This is a genomic window from Collimonas sp. (assembly GCF_039923675.1).
Classification (GTDB): Bacteria; Pseudomonadota; Gammaproteobacteria; order Burkholderiales; family Burkholderiaceae_D; genus Collimonas.
Map to the genome: position 1 here is coordinate 1 of NZ_JBDTCG010000033.1, position 16842 is coordinate 16842.

Below are 16842 nucleotides of genomic sequence, written 5' to 3' on the forward strand. Positions count from 1 at the left end.
CAGAACGTCCCAAAGACGAATGGCAGCACGGTGAAAACCCAGAACTACGAATCGTGGACGATCTACTATGGAACAAGGTCCGGTCCAGAATGGATTATGGCCGCGATGAAACCGGACACAAGCGGGCCTATCGCCCCGTCGGTGCCCTCTGTGGTGGATTATTGATATGCCCACACTGCGACGGCGCCATAATTGCTATAAACACAACTAGATACGGGTGCAACATGGCAAAAGATCGCGGGCCGTCAATTTGCCCCGGATTTTCTATTCTGCGAGAAACGGTTGAAAAGCGACTGTTATCTGTAGTGCGCGATGAACTGCTGTCACCTGCCGCCGCTGCCGAATTCAAGCGCGTGTTCAATCAAATGCTGGCCGAAAGACTTGCCGGCGGCAAACAAGCGCTTTCATTTAACCAAGAAAGGCTATCGCAGTTGGGCGATGAAATAAAACGAATGGTGGAAGCGATTGCAGCCGTGGGGATCTCGCCCGCCCTGGCAACCCGCCTAAAGCAAGCGGAGAAAGAGCGCGTCGCAATCCAGCGGTCCCTTGAAACTGATGCCAGTCATCAAAAATCATTGGCGCCGGATGTTGCCCGACTGTTCAAAGAAATGCTGATGGACCTATCCAGCGCGCTGCAAGACAACAGGCCGGCGGCTCATACTATTTTGCGCAGTATCTTCGGAAAAATGCAAATTGAACTACAAGGCGATGAAGTCTGGGCCAAAATGAAAACGGACCAGCTACTAAAGCTAGTAGCTGGTCCGTCTATAACAGTGGTTGCGGGGGCAGGATTTGAACCTACGACCTTCGGGTTATGAGCCCGACGAGCTGCCAGACTGCTCCACCCCGCGTCTGAAGAATGAAAGTATATAGCGTATTGCAGTGCAATGCAACCAATACTGACAATTGTATTAAGAAAGCCTGCGTCGATTGGGCAATGCTAAACTCCTCAGCTACCCTGTTATGCTAGACATTATTCCCATTTAACGCGGCCGGGAATGCACTTCCCGGCCGCCCAAACTACTTATCGGTGTCTATGAAATTTTGTTCCGAATGCGCGCATCCCGTCAGCCTGCAAATTCCGCCGGACGACAACCGTATGCGTTATGTCTGCAGCAACTGTGGCGCCATTCATTATCAAAATCCGAAAATGGTGATCGGCTCGATTCCGGTGTGGGAAAAGAACGGGGAATTGCGGGTGCTGCTGTGCAAGCGCGCGATCGAACCGCAATACGGCTTTTGGACCTTGCCGGCCGGCTTCATGGAAAACGGTGAGACCACCAGCGCTGCGGCGCAGCGTGAAACCGAGGAAGAAGCCGGCGCGCGCATCCAGCTGCACGAACTGTTCTCGCTGTTGAACGTGCCGCACGTGCATCAGGTCCATCTGTTCTACCGCGCCACCCTGCTGGATATCGATTACGCCGCCGGCATCGAAAGCCTGGAAGTCGCCCTGTTCACGGAGGCGGAAATCCCGTGGGACGACATCGCTTTCCCGACGGTCGAGATCACGCTGCGCGCGTTCTTTGCCGACGTCAAGAAAATCAGACAGGAAGGCGGCCACTTCAGCTTGCATACGCATGACATTTTCAAACCCATGCGGGCTGGCCTTGCGCCCAAATAACACTTGGCCAGAGCGAAAGCGCGATGATCCCCTGGCTTGAACTGGACAGCCCGTTTCCCGATGTCAGCACCGCGCTGACCGAGGAGGATGGCGCCTGCGGTTTATTGGCGGCGGGCGGCGATTTGTCGCCGCGGCGGCTGCTGGATGCATACCGGCATGGCATCTTCCCTTGGTTCTCGGAGAACCAGCCGATCCTGTGGTGGAGCACCGATCCGCGCATGGTGCTGCACACTGAAAATTTTTCGATCTCGGCCAGCCTGCGTAAAACCTTGTGCAAGGTGCACCGCAGCATGCACGCCGTGGACGGCGACCGCCGCTGGCAAGTGCGTTTCGATTTCGCCTTCGAGCGCGTGATGCGCGAATGCGCAGCGCCGCGGCGCGATGGCGCCGGCACCTGGATTTCGGAAGATATCGTCGCCGGCTACCGCGCGCTGCACCGGCTCGGCTATGCGCACTCTTCTGAAGTGTGGCTTGATGGCAAACTGGTCGGCGGCGCTTATGGCGTCAGCATCGGCCGCATGTTTTACGGCGAATCGATGTTTACCCGGGTCAGCGACGCGTCCAAGATCGCCCTGGCTTACCTGGTGCATTTCCTGTACAAGCATGGCGTCGGCATGATCGATTGCCAGCAAGAGACCGGCCACCTGGCGTCGCTGGGAGCGCTGCCGATTGCACGCAAGGCGTTTCTGCTGCACCTGCAGCAAGCCACCGCGCATCCGCAAATTCACGGTTGGCACCCGCTGCCCTTATTTGTCGATTAATCTACTGATTAATCGGCGGCAAGTCCTTATGCAAACTGAAATTACGGTGTAAATTATCAGTGATATGTCTAGAGACCCAGATCAGCCGGAATGCACATGACGCACTTAAAAGATCTGCCATTTTCGACCTTGCAGTTTTACGCAACCGCGCCTTACCCGTGCAGCTACCTGGAACACCGCCAGGCGCGCTCGCAGGTGGCGACGCCATCGCACCTGATCAATGCGGATGTGTATTCGGAACTGGTGAAGAACGGCTTCCGCCGCAGCGGCATTTTCACCTATCGGCCGTATTGCGACGGCTGCCAAGCGTGCACCCCGGTGCGTACGCTGGTGGCTTCGTTCCAGCCGAACCGCAGCCAGCGCCGCGCCTGGGAACGGCACAGCGAGCTGACTACGCTGGTAACCAACCTGGCCTATGTCAATGAACATTACGACCTGTACCTGCGCTACCAGACCGCGCGCCACAGCGGCGGCGGCATGGACCAGGACAGCCGCGACCAGTACGCGCAGTTTCTGCTGCAAAGCAAGGTAAACACCCGGCTGGTGGAATTCCGCGACGCCAACGGCACTCTGCGCATGGTCAGCATTATCGACGTCTTGAATGACGGCTTGTCATCGGTCTATACCTTTTACGATCCGGATGTGCTCGGCGCCTCCTATGGCACCTACAACGTCTTGTGGCAGATCGGCCAGGCCCGGCAGCTCGGCATGCCCTATGTCTATCTCGGCTACTGGATAGAAGAAAGCCCGAAAATGGCTTACAAAGTCAACTTCCAGCCGCTGGAAGCGCTACAACAAGGGGAATGGAGTGCGTTAAAATAGCCGGCCGCAAATGACAGATGATCCCGAAGCTTGCCGATCCCCTGTTTTTCGCGCATTTTCCTTTATTTAATTTAATTAGTACCCTCTTATATACGCCGCCTCTATCGTGCCCGCCAAACTCCTGTACGCCTTTGCCCGCCCCGCCCTGTTCTCACTCGATCCGGAAGCCGCCCACAACCTGACCTTGCCGACATTGCGCCGCGCCGCCGCATTGGGGCTGACCTCGCTGCTGGGTAAAACGCCGGCCGATCCGCGCACAGTGATGGGCATCACCTTTCCCAACCCGGTAGGGCTGGCGGCAGGCCTGGACAAGGATGGCGCGTATATCGACGGCCTGGCGGCGCTCGGTTTCGGCTCGATTGAAGTCGGCACGGTGACGCCGCGCGCGCAGCCGGGCAACCCGAAGCCGCGCATGTTCCGCCTGCCGGCCGCCAACGCCATCATCAACCGCATGGGCTTCAACAACGGCGGCGTCGATGCCTTTGTCGCTAATGTCCAGGCGTCGCGTTTTTACCAGGAGCGCCAGGGCGTACTCGGGCTTAACATCGGCAAGAATGCCGATACGCCGATCGAACGCGCGGCGGAAGACTATCTGCATTGCCTGGAAAAGGTCTATCCCTACGCCAGTTATGTGACGGTGAATATTTCATCGCCCAACACCAAGAACCTGCGGCAACTGCAAGGCGCGTCGGAGCTTGACGCCCTGCTGTCGCAGCTCAAGCAAGCGCAGCAGCGGTTGGCAGACCTGCACCAGCGCTACGTGCCTATCGCCCTGAAGATTGCGCCGGATATCGACGCCGAGCAGATCAAGACCATCGCCGATGCCTTGCTGCGGCATAAGATCGACGGCGTCATCGCCACCAACACCACCATCAGCCGCGACGCCGTACGCGGCCTGGAGCATGAAAACGAAGCCGGCGGCTTGTCAGGCGCGCCGGTACTGGCCTTGTCCACCAGCGTGGTGCGGCAGCTGCATGGCGAATTGGGAGATGCCCTGCCGATTATCGGCGTCGGCGGTATTTTCAGCGGCGCCGATGCGCAAGCCAAGATCGCGGCCGGCGCTTCGCTGGTGCAGCTGTATAGCGGCCTGATCTATCGCGGCCCGGCGCTGGTGCGTGAATGCGCTGCTGCATTGCGTCAACAATCTTAAGGCTGATCCAAAGTTACCCACAGAAATTGTGGGTAGGCCTGTGGATAACCCTCACAGAATATTGTTAAGTCATTGATCTGTTTGCGTTTTTTATCTCTGGCACGGAAGCAGGCAAAGAAAAGCCCGCCAGGCCTTGCGGCGGCGGGCGAAATCCGAATCCCAGAGGATCGGAGGAGACAAACGAATCGTAGCGGCGCAATGTGACGGCAACGTGACTTGCGCGCCGCAACATGCGGTTTAGAACAGGTTCTCGACTCAGGCGATTTTCAGGATGCGCTGCTCGAAATCCACCTTGTGCACGCCGCTGCTGCCGGCGCTATGCGGTTCAGCATGCAGCGCTTCGATGATATCTTCACGCTTCAGTTGTGGCGCAAACTGCAAGATGAAGTCATAAGTATAAGAACGCAGATAGGCGCCACGCCTTACCGCCAGCCGCGTCACGTTCGAGGCCAGCAGGTGCGACACCTCGATCGAGCGCAAGCCGTTCTGGCGGCTATGTTCCGTCGCCATCGAAGCCACCAGCCCGATGCCCAATCCCAGCGCGACATACTGCTGGATCACATCCGAATCCATCGCGGTCAGCACGATATCCGGCGTGATGCCGGCCTTGCGGAAAGCGTCATCGATATGGCCGCGGCCGGTGAAGCCGATATCGTAGGTAATCAAAGGATAGGCGGCCAGATCGGCGAGGCTGATGGGCGTAGTAATTTCCAGCAGCGGATGCCCTTCCGGCACCACCAGCACATGGCTCCACTCGTAGCAAGGGAAGGAAATCAATTCCTTGAATTGCGTCAAACCTTCAGTCGCGATGCCGACATCGGCCTTGCCCGAGATGACCCAGTCGGCGATATGTTCCGGCGAGCTTTGTTGCAAGGCGATGCGCACATCCGGGAAGCTGGCGCGGAAACCCTGCACCACACGCGGCAAGGCATAGCGCGCCTGGGTGTGGGTAGCGGCAACGGTCAGCGTGCCGCTGGTTTCGCCGGAATATTCCTGGCTGGCCTGGCGCAGGTTTTCTGCTTCCTGCAGCAACCGTTCGACGATCTTCAAAATGCCTTTGCCGGGATCGGTCAGGCCGATCAGGCGCTTGCCGTTGCGGATGAAGATATCGACGCCGAGCTCTTCTTCCAGCTCGCGGATCTGGCGGCTGACGCCGGGTTGCGAAGTAAACAAGACATTCGCCACTTCAGTCAGGTTGAAGCCGCAGCGGGCTGCTTCGCGGATCGAGCGTAATTGTTGAAAGTTCATATTTTTCCTTGGGGCTCGTTAGGGCATAAGTCGGATATTCGGGCGGTCGTGGCTGGATGCGAAGCAAGGCGCTGGTCGCGCCGCAGTGCGAGCACTGCAAGCGGCCGGCAACGCAGCAGCGCGCCAGCTACGGCCAGCACAAATGTTCAACTTATGCCCTGACGAACCCCTTCTACGGACTGATCGACAAACACATGCAGGCGGCGCGGACGCACCAGCAGGGTTTCGCCATCTTTTAAATTGAGTTGCTGGAAGCGCTCGCTCGAAATCACGGCTTCGATCAAGCCGGCGTCCGAGTCATCGCTGCGCTGCAATTCCAGCTGCGCCAGCGGGCCGATGGCGTGGGCGCGCTTGAGCTTGACCACGATGCCTTCGGCGCCGGCGCTGTAACGGTCGATTTCCAGATCATGCGGCCGCACATAGCCGATGCCTTGCGCGTCTTCGGTCCCGGCATGGTCGGGCGCATCGAAACGCATGCCGCCGCTATCCAGCACGCCCTGATGCACACGGCCATGGAACAGGTTGACGTTGCCGAGGAAGCCGTAGACGAAGGGCGACGCCGGATTGTCATAGACTTGCTGCGGCGCGCCCATCTGTTCGACATTGCCCTTGTTCATCAGCACGATCCGGTCCGCCACTTCCAGCGCTTCTTCCTGATCATGCGTGACGAAAATACTGGTGACATGCAGCTCATCGTGCAGGCGCCGCAACCAACGCCGCAATTCCTTGCGCACCTTGGCGTCAAGCGCGCCGAACGGTTCGTCCAGCAACAACACGCGCGGCTCGACCGCCAACGCCCGCGCCAATGCAATCCGCTGCCGTTGGCCGCCGGACAGCTGCGGAGGATAACGGTCGGCCAGCCAGTCCAGCTGCACCAGCTCCAGCAAGCGCGTGACTTTTTCACGGATCACGGCTTCGCTCGGACGCTGGGCGCGCGGCTTGACGCGCAGGCCGAAGGCGATGTTTTCAAACACGGTCATGTGCTTGAACAAGGCGTAATGCTGAAACACAAAACCAACCTGGCGTTCGCGCACATGGCGCGAGGAGGCGTCTTCGCCTTCCAGCAAGACCTGGCCGCTGTCTTGCGCTTCGAGGCCGGCGATAATCCGCAGCAAGGTGGTTTTGCCGCAACCGGACGGCCCCAGCAGCGCGGTCAGTTCGCCCGTGGGAAATTCCAGCGAGACGTTGTCGAGGGCGATGAAATCGCCGAAACGCTTGTTGATGTTGCTTACCTGAATGCTCATGCTTGCTCCTGTCCTGATTGATGCAAGGCGTGCGGCGCGACCGTCTCGCGCAAACGCCATTCGATGAACGATTTCAGCGCCAGCGTCAGCAGCGCCAGAAACGCCAGCAAGGAAGCCACCGCAAACGCCGCCTGGAAGTTGTATTCGTTGTACAGAATCTCGACCTGCAAGGGGATGGTGTTGGTCTCGCCGCGAATATGGCCGGACACCACCGACACCGCGCCGAACTCGCCCATGGCGCGCGCATTGCACAGGATCACGCCATACAGCAGGCCCCACTTAATATTAGGCAAGGTCACGTGGCGGAAAGTCTTCCAGCCGGAAGCGCCCAGCACCAAGGCCGCCTCTTCCTCTTCGCTGCCCTGCGCCTGCATCAGCGGAATCAGTTCGCGAGCGACAAACGGAAAGGTGACGAAGATGGTGGCCAGCACGATGCCCGGCACCGCAAACAGGATCCTGATGTCGTGCTCGCGCAACCACGGGCCGAACCAGCCCTGGGCGCCGAACAGCAAGACATAGATCAGGCCGGAAATCACCGGCGACACCGAGAACGGCAAATCGATCAGGGTCAGCAGAATGTTCTTGCCGCGAAATTCGAATTTGGCGATGGTCCAGGAAGCGGCGACGCCGAACACCAGGTTGAGCGGCACCGCGATCGCGGCGGTCAACAAGGTCAGCTTGATGGCGCTGACCGCATCCGGCTCGATGATTGCGGCCAGGTAGGCTTCCCAGCCCTTTTTGAACGCCTCGGCAAATACCGACAGCAGCGGCACCACCAGAAACAGGGCGAGGAACAGCAACGCCACTGTCATTAATAGCGCGCGTACCCAGAATGGCTCCAATGTCGCATTGGGGACATGGATAGGCTCGCCCCTGGATTGCGGCTTAGTGCTCGGTGCTGCGGCAGTTGCAGTGAAATTGCCGATAGTTGCGCTCATGTCCGCTTCCTAAACTTTGGCTGACTGGCCGCGCTTGCGGGTCCAGGCTTGCAAGACATTAATCCCCAGCAGCAGCAGGAACGATACTGTCAGCATGACAACGGCAATCGCGGTGGCGCCGGCGTAATCGTATTGCTCAAGCTTGGTAATAATGAACAAGGGGGTGATTTCCGACACCATGGGCATGTTGCCGGCAATGAAAATCACCGAGCCGTATTCGCCGGTAGCTCGGGCAAAGGACAGCGCAAAGCCAGTCAATAATGCGGGAAATATCGTCGGGAAAATTACCCGGGTAAAAACCTGCCAATGATTGGCGCCCAGGCTGGCGGCAGCTTCCTCCAGCTCTTTCTCGACATCTTCCAGCACCGGCTGCACCGTACGCACCACGAACGGCAAGCCGATAAAAGTCAACGCTACTAATATACCCAGCGGCGTGAACGCGACTTTGATCCCTAGCGGCTCCAGATATTGGCCGATCCAGCCGTTGCTGGAATACAGGGCAGTCAAGGCGATGCCGGCCACTGCAGTTGGCAAGGCGAACGGCAGGTCGACCAGGGCGTCGATCAGTTTTTTGCCGGGAAATTCATAGCGCACCAGCACCCAAGCCACGATGCCGCCGAAAAAGGCATTCAGCAACGCTGCTAATAGAGAAGTACCGAAAGTCAGGCGATAAGAAGCCATCACCCGCGGCGAAGTGACCGCGGCGACGAAGCCATCCCAACTCAGCGTGAAGGTTTTCAGGAACACCGCCGACAGCGGAATCAATACGATCAGGGCCAGGTAAAACAGCGTAAACCCGAGCGACAGGCGAAACCCCGGCATCACGCGGAATGGCGCGGCGGACTTGCTGGCGAGACTGTGCGCGGGAAGTGCAACGGCTGTCATACATCGTCCTCTTATTACAAATACGGCTAAAGAACGAAGATAATCTCATCCGTTTGTTATAAAGAGAACGAACTTTTTTGCATGTGCATAGAATGAATTTGCATAAGAGAAACGCCGCATATCCACATATGGCGCCTATTTCATTGTCTTTATATTCATTAAAAATCGCCGATAATCGGCCGCAAAAGCGCCCTCTCCGAGACTAGCCACGCCCAAAGCCGGCAAAAGCAGGATAAATCCACTGCAGTCCAGGTCCGCTTTTTTGTATTCTGTCCCGCATTTCCTGCAACTTGTCGCAAGCAGCTGGCGGCTTGCCCTGCATCTCCCTAAAGTGACCACATGCAACAACGTCAGCCACTCGAACAAGTTACCTAAGCAAGTCACTCAACGGAGAACACAAATGAACACAGCAAACAAAGCACTGATCGCCATCCTGTCCATCGCTACGCTGGCTTGCGGCATCACCGCGGCACAGGCAGCACCACAACAAACCGAAGTCTCGACACTGCCAACCATCACCGTCATCGGCAAGCGCCCTGTCCACGCCGAGCTGCTGGCGACCGTGACGATCGTCGGCAAACGCCTGACAGCACAAGAAAAGCTGGTCCTGGCGCAGCAAGATGACTACCTGCCGACTATCACCGTCATCGGCAAACGCCTGAACCGCGAACAAAAAGCCATGCTGGCACAGCAAGAAGGCAACCACAAGAAAGCAGTCATTTAAGAACTATCTCTGCCACTTAAGCATCGTGTAGTCGCAGATCCATCCCCGGAGAATGCAAATGAACACATCATCTAGATTACTGGTCGCCGCCGCACTGTTAGCGACCCTGAGCATGAGCGCAGCGCCAGTCATGGCCGCCGCACCAGCCAAGAAGGCTGCCGTCAAATCGGAAGACATTCCGCTGCTGATGCCGCCAATCGTCATCATCGGCAAACGCCTGACGCCGGAAGAAAAAGCCATGTATGCAGCACAGGACCGCGCGCAGAACATGAAGAAAGTCGCACGCAAGAAAAACGCAGCAACCGCAGCCTCGGCGCTCAGCGCGCTTTGATGGCAGCCTTTAATACCGTATAGCAAAACGACCAGACTGCTGCGTCCGTTCCGTTTAAAATGACGACAACTTTATAAAGTTGCCGCACAACCTGGTTCCACACTCTATGACTCCTGAAACACTCGCCTCACTGAAGAAAAATTCTGCCATTGCCTCAGGTTACCTGTCGCAGAGTTTCGACAAAATAGCGAGCTGGGTCACGCAACTCTCATGGTGGAAGTTTTTCCTGTTTGCGATACTGGTCATGATCGGCGCCAGCATCTTGCAAGAGACACTGTTTTCTTCGAGTGAAGTCATAGTCATCGACAACGTCAGCCGGCGTCTCCACAAGCCGAAAAAAACCGGCAACGGCAACGCCGACATCCGCATCGACGGCACTGGCGTGCATATCAAGGCTTACACCTACGACGATAGCAACGACGCCGCCGGCACACCTGCTTCGGCGGCCAGTGTAGCGTCAAATGATCACAGCGGCGACGATTCCAGCAAGCCTGTAGCAGCCGCAACGCCGCCAGTATCCAACGCAAAACCAGCATCGAGCGTGCCGCCGGAGCCGCCAATGCCGCCTGTGCCGCCCGCACCGAACGCCGCCAGCCTGGATCTGAAATTGCCGCCGGAAGCGACTGCGGACGTCAACCAGGCCATCAACGACGCGGTTGCCGCAATCCATGAAGCGGCCGCCGAAAAAGCCGAGCAGCAGGTTGCCCGCTACCAGAAAAAGTCGTCGGAATGGTTTGTGAATTTTGTCCTGCTGCTGATGCTCGGCCTGTTCGGCACCAAGGCTTTGATGGGCGGCAAGAAACGTGCAGAAGCACGGGCTCAGGCTGCCAACGCCGCCGCCGAGCACGCCAATCTGCAACGCGAAGTATCGGAAGCCAAGATGCAGATGATCCAAGCCCAGGTTGAACCGCACTTCCTGTTCAATACCCTGGCCTCGGTTGAATACCTGATCGAAACCGATCCGCCCCGCGCATCGGCCATGCAAAAACGCCTGATCCAGTATCTGCGCGCTGTCTTGCCGCAAATGCGGGAAACCGCCACCGTCACCACGCTGGGCCGCGAAGTCGATATCGTGCGGGCTTACCTGGATTTGCTGAAGATGCGCATGGAAGAACGCCTGATCGTCGACCTCCAGGTATCGGACGGCCTGCGCAGCGCAGCGTTCCCGCCGATGATGTTGCAATCGCTGGTGGAAAACGCCATCAAGCACGGCCTGGAAAGCAAGACCGACGGCGGCACCTTGCGCATCAATGCGGAGATTGCCCACAACAAGCTGCGGGTCAGCGTGACCGACGACGGCCTCGGTTTTGGCGCCGTCCCCAGCAATGGCACCGGGCTGGGATTGCAAAGTATCCGCGATCGCCTCAAACTGTTGCATGGCAGCGCAGCGCAGTTGGAGATTGCCCCCAACAGTCCGAGCGGCGTACGATCCACCATTGAAGTGCCTTACCAGGTTGTCGGCAATGGCAAGAAAGCCCAAGATTCGAATTCGCCACAGAAGTAACAGGAAACACGCATATGAAACCGCTCTCACGTATTGCCCTCGTTTTTACATTGGCCACTGCCGCAATGATTCCTTTGCTCAGTTGCAGCTCCAGCCTGGCTGCCGATGTGGTCAAGGTTGAGCGGCCGGTAGGCGATTTCCAGCAGGTGGAAATCATGGATGCCGTGAATGTTTTTCTAACCCAGGGACCGGCCAAACCGGCTGTCATCGAAGCGGAAAGCAGCTCCGGCTCGCGGGTTGAGTTTGAAACCAGCGGCGGCGTCCTCAAAGTGTATTTGAAAGGCAGTTCTTTTTTCAGCCATCACGATGTCAATGTCTATCTCACTGCACCGGATGTCAACGGCCTGAGCATCTTCGGTTCCGGCGATCTCAAGGTACTCGGCAAATTGAGTGGGAAAGATACGATCAAGATCTCTATCGCCGGCTCCGGCAACGTCAGTGGCGAGCTGAACGCGCCTAACGTCAATGCCTCTATCGCCGGCGCCGGCGATATCAAGGTCAAAGGCAAGACCCGCAATCTGCGCGTCTCGATCGCCGGCAGCGGCGATTACAACGGTCTTGAGCTGATGGCGGAAAACACCAATGTATCGATCGTCGGCAGCGGCGACGCCCACGTGTATGCCAGCAAGATGTTGTCAGTTTCCATAGCCGGCTCAGGTGATGTATCCTACCTCGGCGATCCGCAAGTGCGCTCCAGCATCATGGGCTCCGGTTCCGTAAAAAAACGTTAAATTCTTGTTAGAATCTGCCTATGCCTACTGCAATCATCGCCGACGACGAACGCCTGATGCGCGACCAGATCCGCTTGCGCCTGAGCCAGGCGTGGCCGGAGCTGGAAATTCTCGGCGAAGCCAAGAACGGCGATGAAGCCATCGAACTGGTCGACCAGCTGGAACCGGATTTCACCTTCCTCGATATCCGCATGCCGGGCAAGACAGGCTTGCAGGCGGCGAAGGAAATCGGCAGTAAAAGCCATATCGTTTTCATCACGGCTTACGACGAATACGCGATTGAAGCGTTCGAGCAAGGCGCCGTCGACTACATCCTGAAACCGGCCGAGGCCGAACGCCTGAAGCTGACCGTCACCCGCCTCAAGGCGCGCCTGAGTTCACCCCCGACCGACATGGGCTCGATGCTGACCCAGCTGGCCAAGCAAATGGGGATCGCCACCAAGCCGGCCTATCTGCAATGGATACAAGCCAGCATCGGCCAGCAACTGCGGCTGATTCCGGTGCAGGAAATCCTGTTTTTCCGTTCAGATGAAAAATACACCAGCGTCCAGACCGCCACTTACGAAGCGCTGATCCGCAAGCCGGTGCGCGACCTGGCAGAGGAACTCGACCCCGATCTGTTCTGGCAAATCCACCGCGCCACCCTGGTGAACGTAAACGCCATAGACGGCATCACGCGGGACATGCGCGGCCGCCATCAGGTTCTGGTCAAGGGACATACCGAAAAACTGGAAGTGAGCCGCAGTTTTATTCATCTGTTTAAACAGATGTAAATCCGCAGATGTAAGGACGCAGGGAAGTGCCGGGATCCGCTGGACTTGCCGGTGTCCATGCCTTCGTCAATCCATGCGCTTCAGCCGTTGGCCATGAATAGCCCAAACGCAATCGACGCCATCCACAGTACCGCACAAGGCCCAGCCGGTGCCGATCTTGCGCACCGTCGTTTCACTGCCGATTTCAGCAGCCAGCCGTTTGGCCCAATGCTCCGCGGCGCCCTTCCCTTTGAACAGCTCGTTGCCTTCGAAGATGACAGTGGCGTCGAAAACTGGAACGGCAAACAGATCCATCATGGTTTTTCTCGATTCATTCAATCAGGTGAAAAAATTGCGAACTCAAAGCCTGCTCTATGCCAGCAGCGCCTTGACGAAGTCTTTCTTGGCGCTTGGCGGCGGTATCTCGAATTGCAGCGCGGATTCGACATGATGCAGGTGATGCAGCATCAGCTCAACCGCTTTTTCGGCATCGCCGGCTTTGGCGGCCAGCAGGAATTCGACGTGCTCATCCGACGAGCACGCTGCGTCGCGGGTGGATTGGTACAACATCGTGATCAGGGAGCTGCGCCCTGCCAGCTTGGTCAGGACATCGGTCAGCACCTGGTTGCCGACGGCGCGCGCCAGCAGGATGTGGAAATCGCTCAACAATCTGGAGCGGATTTGCGGATTTTCCTTGGACAGCGCCTCGCGCTCCTGCTGCAAGTGCTGCTCCAGCAATGCGTAGTCGGCAGCAGTGGCCTTGGCGACAAACTCGCGCACCAGCGCGGCTTCCAGCACGCGTCGCACGAAAAATATCTGGCGCGCTTCTTCTTCGGTCGGGCGGCTCACGAACGCGCCCTTGTCGGGCACCAGGTCGATCAGCTTGTCTTTTGCCAGCATCACCAGCGCCGCGCGAATCTTGGTGCGACTGACGGAGTACAGGCGCGCCAGGGCTTCTTCCCGCAATTTGGTGCCGGGCGGCAGGCGTTGCTCGGCAATCGCGGTCGTGATGTCGGCGGCGATATCGTCAGAACTGTCGGCGCCGGGCGGGCTGGAAGACAGGCTCATGTTGTTGCGTTCCTTGAAACATGGTTCTAAAGACCAAAATTGTACTTGTAAATGCGACACCTTATAGAAAAATAAGAAACCGGTCCGGCCGGCGGCAAGCGCCGCCAGCCGCTTTGCCTGCTGCTTATGCAGGCCGGCTGTCGCCCGGCACATGCAGTGTTTGCGGCAAGTCATCCTCCACCGGCGGCCGCGCGCCGCTCAACACGGCATGCGCCCGAGCGCGGTCGATATCCTTCTCCCACACGGCCACCACCACGGTCGCGACGCAATTGCCGAGCAGGTTGCCGAGCGCACGGGCGATGCCCATGAACCAGTCGATCGACAGCACCAGCACCAGCCCGACCACCGGAATCGCCGGTATCGCGGACAAAGTGGCAGCCAGGATCACGATTGCCGAACCCGGCACGCCGTGCGCACCTTTGGAAGTAATCAAGGCCACTGCAAGAATCGCGAGCAGGTCGGTCATCGCCAATGGCGTGTTGGTTGCTTGCGCGATGAATACCGCGGCCAGGGTCAGATAGATGGAGAAAGCATCGAGATTAAACGAATAGCCGGTCGGGATCACCAGGCCGACGGTGGAACCCTTGATGCCCATGTATTCCAGCTTGCGCATGATTTGCGGCAGCACGCTGTCCGAGGAAGCGGTCGCCAGCACCACCAGCAATTCGGCGCGTAGGTATTTGATCAGCTTGAAAATGCTGAAACCGGCCAGGCGCAGGATCGTGCCGAGAATCGCAAAGACGAAAATCACCACCGCAAAGAAATACAGCAGCACCAGGAAACCCAGCTGTTGCAGCGAACCGACGCCGTACTTGCCGACCGTGAAGGCAATCGCACCCAACACGCCCAGCGGCGCCAGGCGGATGATGAAGGACATGCATTTGAAGAAGGCTTCCGACATGCTGTGGACGATGGTGACGATAGGCGCAGCCTTGTCGCCGATCAGCGACAGGGCTGAACCGAAAATGATGGAAAACAGCAGGACTTGCAGCACATCGCCGGAAGTGAAGGCGCTGACCACGGTATTCGGGATGATTTTCATGACAAAGTCGGCGAAACCGGTGCCCTTGACCTGCTTGGCGGTCTCGACATAACCGGAGAGCGCGCTGGCGTCCAGCGTACCGGCGTTGATATTCATGCCGACCCCCGGATGGAACACAAACGCCAGCAGCAGGCCCAGCACCAGGGCGACGGTGGTGACCACTTCAAAGTAGATCAGCGCCTTCAGACCGACCCGCCCTACCTTCTTCAATTCGCCCGCGCCGTAGATCCCTTGCACCACCACGCAGAACACGATCATCGGAATGATCATCTTGACCAGCTTGATAAAGCCATCCCCCAACGGCTTCAGGCTTTCGCCGAACCTGGGGAACAGCACCCCGACCGCAATACCGATTACAAGTGCCACCAGCACCTGGCCAAACAGTGATTTATAAAAGCGCCGCACGTCTGTCTCCTGATTGTTTTGTTTGGTTTATACCAATTCGGGTAGGCCGCTTTTTTCTGAAACACTTGCTGAAACACTTGCTGAAATAAGCGGCATCCCGGATTCAATATAATGCATTCAATTATTGTATGCAATAATTGAATTCAAATTAGTTTCGGCGTAATATCGCAAAAAAACCAATCAACGACAGGCCTATTGGCAAGGAGACATCATGCAGAGCAATACTGAACCGTGGACCGGATGCGGCGACCAGATCATGGCCCGGGCCGACGATCTGGCGCAGCACAGCGACGCCCCCGACATGTTTACCCGCACCTATCTGACCGCCGCGCACCACGCCGCTGCGGCGCAACTGGCGGAATGGATGTGCGCGGCCGGCATGAGCGTGCGGCGCGACATGGCTGGCAATGTGATCGGTCGTTATGAAGGCCTGAGCGCAGACGCACCGGCCCTGCTGACCGGCTCGCATTTCGATTCGGTGCGCAACGGCGGCAAATACGACGGCAATCTCGGCATCCTGTTGCCGCTGGCCTGCGTCGGACAATGGCATGCGGCCGGCAAACGCTTTCCGTTCGCGATTGAGATCATCGGTTTCGCCGAAGAAGAAGGCGTGCGCTTCAAAGCCACCCTGCTCGGCAGCCGCGCCGCCGCCGGCACCTTCGACCTGAGCGTGCTGGACAATCTGGATGAGGCAGGACAAAGCATGCGCGATGTGATGGCGGCTTCCGGCTTTCACGCAAGCGGGCTCTGCAAGGCTGCCTATGCGCCGGAAACCGTGCTGGCGTTTGTCGAAGTGCATATCGAACAAGGCCCGGTGCTGCTGAACGAGCAATTGCCGCTAGGCGTGGTCACCGCCATCTCGGGCGCATCGCGCTTCATGGTGGAAGTCGACGGCCTGGCCGGCCATGCCGGTACGGTGCCGATGGAGATGCGGCGCGACGCCGCCATGGCTGCAGCCGAGATCGGCTTGTATATAGAACAGCGCTGCGGTGGCACGCGCGGACTGGTCGGTACTGTCGGCCAGTTCAATGTACCGAACGGCGCGGCCAATGTGGTGCCTGGTAAGGCTATCTTTTCGATCGATATCCGCGCCGAACAGGACCAGATCCGCCAGGCTGCGGTTGCCGATGTTTTGGCGCGCATCGAACAGATTGCCGCACGCCGCAACGTAGTGATCCAGACCCGCAAAACCCACGAAGCTTCCAGCGTACCCTGCGCGCCCTGGCTGCAACAGCAGCTAGCCGTCGCCATCGAAGAGAGCGCATTGCCGGTCCGTCACCTGCCCTCGGGCGCCGGCCATGACGCCATGGCGATGGCCGCCATCACCGACGTCGCGATGCTGTTCGTCCGCTGCGGCAACGGCGGCATCAGCCACCACCCGGATGAAATCATGAGCGCCGCCGACGCCGCGCTCGGCGCCCAGGCATTCAGCCGCTTTGTTGAAAACTTTAAAAACTGACCACCTTTTGGATTTGACCATGACAACACCAACCATCACCATCGACGGCTTCAACCTGAGCGCACAGCAAGTGGTCGACGTCGCCCGCGCGCCGCATCTGCCGGTCACCCTGGCCGCTTCCTCCCGCGCCGCCCTGAAAGAAAGCCGCGACTACATC

The 16842-nt window shown here is 58.2% G+C and carries 17 protein-coding genes and 1 tRNA gene; 10 read left to right on the top strand and 8 right to left on the bottom strand.

Features of this window, described 5'->3' with window-relative positions; translation table 11 throughout:
• Window positions 1–774 precede the first annotated feature (774 nt).
• A tRNA-Met gene (locus ABI171_RS06975) sits at window positions 775–851 on the bottom strand.
• 185 nt (window positions 852–1036) lie between these two features.
• On the opposite strand from ABI171_RS06975, the gene ABI171_RS06980 reads away from it, so the two are divergent.
• From ABI171_RS06980 to ABI171_RS06995, 4 genes are all read left to right on the top strand, one after another.
• Window positions 1037–1621, top strand: a complete 585-nt coding sequence (locus ABI171_RS06980; protein ID WP_348091863.1) for an NUDIX hydrolase — start codon at window positions 1037–1039, stop codon at window positions 1619–1621.
• Between the two features lie 23 nt (window positions 1622–1644).
• Window positions 1645–2382 (top strand): leucyl/phenylalanyl-tRNA--protein transferase, encoded by a 738-nt coding sequence (gene aat / locus ABI171_RS06985; RefSeq protein ID WP_348091864.1) that lies wholly within the window; start codon window positions 1645–1647, stop codon window positions 2380–2382.
• Window positions 2383–2478: 96 nt separating this feature from the next.
• Window positions 2479–3204, top strand: coding sequence for an arginyltransferase (locus tag ABI171_RS06990; RefSeq protein ID WP_348091865.1), 726 nt, complete (start codon window positions 2479–2481; stop codon window positions 3202–3204).
• Window positions 3205–3310: 106 nt separating this feature from the next.
• Complete coding sequence (locus ABI171_RS06995; protein WP_348091866.1) at window positions 3311–4354, top strand: quinone-dependent dihydroorotate dehydrogenase; 1044 nt, start codon at window positions 3311–3313, stop codon at window positions 4352–4354.
• A 255-nt stretch (window positions 4355–4609) separates the two neighbouring features.
• Here ABI171_RS06995 and ABI171_RS07000 read toward each other — a convergent pair whose 3' ends face one another.
• The 4 genes from ABI171_RS07000 to cysT all read right to left on the bottom strand — a co-directional run bounded on the left by ABI171_RS07000 (window position 4610) and on the right by cysT (window position 8669).
• Window positions 4610–5602: a CysB family HTH-type transcriptional regulator gene (locus ABI171_RS07000; protein ID WP_348091867.1), complete on the bottom strand. Its 993-nt coding sequence runs from the start codon at window positions 5600–5602 to the stop codon at window positions 4610–4612.
• A gap of 146 nt (window positions 5603–5748) precedes the next feature.
• A complete protein-coding gene (locus ABI171_RS07005; protein ID WP_348091868.1) occupies window positions 5749–6846 on the bottom strand; it encodes a sulfate ABC transporter ATP-binding protein in 1098 nt (365 codons plus the stop codon).
• Complete coding sequence (gene cysW / locus ABI171_RS07010) at window positions 6843–7784, bottom strand: sulfate ABC transporter permease subunit CysW (RefSeq protein ID WP_348091869.1); 942 nt, start codon at window positions 7782–7784, stop codon at window positions 6843–6845. The genes ABI171_RS07005 and cysW overlap by 4 nt, the downstream gene beginning before the upstream one ends.
• A gap of 9 nt (window positions 7785–7793) precedes the next feature.
• A complete protein-coding gene (gene cysT, locus ABI171_RS07015; RefSeq protein WP_348091870.1) occupies window positions 7794–8669 on the bottom strand; it encodes a sulfate ABC transporter permease subunit CysT in 876 nt (291 codons plus the stop codon).
• A gap of 400 nt (window positions 8670–9069) precedes the next feature.
• Between cysT and ABI171_RS07020 the strand changes: the two genes are divergently transcribed.
• From ABI171_RS07020 to ABI171_RS07040, 5 genes are all read left to right on the top strand, one after another.
• A complete protein-coding gene (locus ABI171_RS07020) occupies window positions 9070–9393 on the top strand; it encodes a hypothetical protein (protein ID WP_348091871.1) in 324 nt (107 codons plus the stop codon).
• A 58-nt stretch (window positions 9394–9451) separates the two neighbouring features.
• Entirely contained in the window at window positions 9452–9724 is a 273-nt protein-coding gene (locus ABI171_RS07025) for a hypothetical protein (protein WP_348091872.1), read from the top strand.
• 106 nt (window positions 9725–9830) lie between these two features.
• On the top strand, window positions 9831–11228 hold the full coding sequence (locus ABI171_RS07030) for a histidine kinase (protein WP_348091873.1): 1398 nt from the start codon (window positions 9831–9833) through the stop codon (window positions 11226–11228).
• A 14-nt stretch (window positions 11229–11242) separates the two neighbouring features.
• Window positions 11243–11959 carry a head GIN domain-containing protein gene (locus tag ABI171_RS07035; RefSeq protein WP_348091874.1) on the top strand — a complete coding sequence of 239 codons (717 nt, stop codon included), beginning with the start codon at window positions 11243–11245 and terminating at the stop codon, window positions 11957–11959.
• A gap of 20 nt (window positions 11960–11979) precedes the next feature.
• Window positions 11980–12732, top strand: a complete 753-nt coding sequence (locus ABI171_RS07040) for a LytTR family DNA-binding domain-containing protein (RefSeq protein ID WP_348091875.1) — start codon at window positions 11980–11982, stop codon at window positions 12730–12732.
• A 66-nt stretch (window positions 12733–12798) separates the two neighbouring features.
• Here ABI171_RS07040 and ABI171_RS07045 read toward each other — a convergent pair whose 3' ends face one another.
• The 3 genes from ABI171_RS07045 to ABI171_RS07055 form a co-directional block, all read right to left on the bottom strand.
• On the bottom strand, window positions 12799–13029 hold the full coding sequence (locus tag ABI171_RS07045; RefSeq protein ID WP_348091876.1) for a hypothetical protein: 231 nt from the start codon (window positions 13027–13029) through the stop codon (window positions 12799–12801).
• Between the two features lie 54 nt (window positions 13030–13083).
• Window positions 13084–13779 carry a GntR family transcriptional regulator gene (locus tag ABI171_RS07050; protein ID WP_348091877.1) on the bottom strand — a complete coding sequence of 232 codons (696 nt, stop codon included), beginning with the start codon at window positions 13777–13779 and terminating at the stop codon, window positions 13084–13086.
• A 124-nt stretch (window positions 13780–13903) separates the two neighbouring features.
• Window positions 13904–15226, bottom strand: a complete 1323-nt coding sequence (locus tag ABI171_RS07055) for a C4-dicarboxylate transporter DctA (RefSeq protein WP_348091878.1) — start codon at window positions 15224–15226, stop codon at window positions 13904–13906.
• Between the two features lie 211 nt (window positions 15227–15437).
• Between ABI171_RS07055 and ABI171_RS07060 the strand changes: the two genes are divergently transcribed.
• On the top strand, window positions 15438–16685 hold the full coding sequence (locus ABI171_RS07060) for an allantoate amidohydrolase (RefSeq protein ID WP_348091879.1): 1248 nt from the start codon (window positions 15438–15440) through the stop codon (window positions 16683–16685).
• Window positions 16686–16842 lie beyond the last annotated feature (157 nt).

What these genes read in the sequence shown, in the direction of transcription:
- ABI171_RS06980 (WP_348091863.1), top strand. Translation starts at nt 1,037, where the DNA reads ATGAAATTTTGTTCCGAATGCGCGCATCCCGTCAGCCTGCAAATTCCG.
- aat (WP_348091864.1), top strand. Translation starts at nt 1,645, where the DNA reads ATGATCCCCTGGCTTGAACTGGACAGCCCGTTTCCCGATGTCAGCACC.
- ABI171_RS06990 (WP_348091865.1), top strand. Translation starts at nt 2,479, where the DNA reads ATGACGCACTTAAAAGATCTGCCATTTTCGACCTTGCAGTTTTACGCA.
- ABI171_RS07000 (WP_348091867.1), bottom strand. Translation starts at nt 5,602, where the DNA reads ATGAACTTTCAACAATTACGCTCGATCCGCGAAGCAGCCCGCTGCGGC.
- ABI171_RS07005 (WP_348091868.1), bottom strand. Translation starts at nt 6,846, where the DNA reads ATGAGCATTCAGGTAAGCAACATCAACAAGCGTTTCGGCGATTTCATC.
- cysW (WP_348091869.1), bottom strand. Translation starts at nt 7,784, where the DNA reads ATGAGCGCAACTATCGGCAATTTCACTGCAACTGCCGCAGCACCGAGC.
- cysT (WP_348091870.1), bottom strand. Translation starts at nt 8,669, where the DNA reads ATGACAGCCGTTGCACTTCCCGCGCACAGTCTCGCCAGCAAGTCCGCC.
- ABI171_RS07020 (WP_348091871.1), top strand. Translation starts at nt 9,070, where the DNA reads ATGAACACAGCAAACAAAGCACTGATCGCCATCCTGTCCATCGCTACG.
- ABI171_RS07025 (WP_348091872.1), top strand. Translation starts at nt 9,452, where the DNA reads ATGAACACATCATCTAGATTACTGGTCGCCGCCGCACTGTTAGCGACC.
- ABI171_RS07030 (WP_348091873.1), top strand. Translation starts at nt 9,831, where the DNA reads ATGACTCCTGAAACACTCGCCTCACTGAAGAAAAATTCTGCCATTGCC.
- ABI171_RS07035 (WP_348091874.1), top strand. Translation starts at nt 11,243, where the DNA reads ATGAAACCGCTCTCACGTATTGCCCTCGTTTTTACATTGGCCACTGCC.
- ABI171_RS07040 (WP_348091875.1), top strand. Translation starts at nt 11,980, where the DNA reads ATGCCTACTGCAATCATCGCCGACGACGAACGCCTGATGCGCGACCAG.
- ABI171_RS07045 (WP_348091876.1), bottom strand. Translation starts at nt 13,029, where the DNA reads ATGATGGATCTGTTTGCCGTTCCAGTTTTCGACGCCACTGTCATCTTC.
- ABI171_RS07050 (WP_348091877.1), bottom strand. Translation starts at nt 13,779, where the DNA reads ATGAGCCTGTCTTCCAGCCCGCCCGGCGCCGACAGTTCTGACGATATC.
- ABI171_RS07060 (WP_348091879.1), top strand. Translation starts at nt 15,438, where the DNA reads ATGCAGAGCAATACTGAACCGTGGACCGGATGCGGCGACCAGATCATG.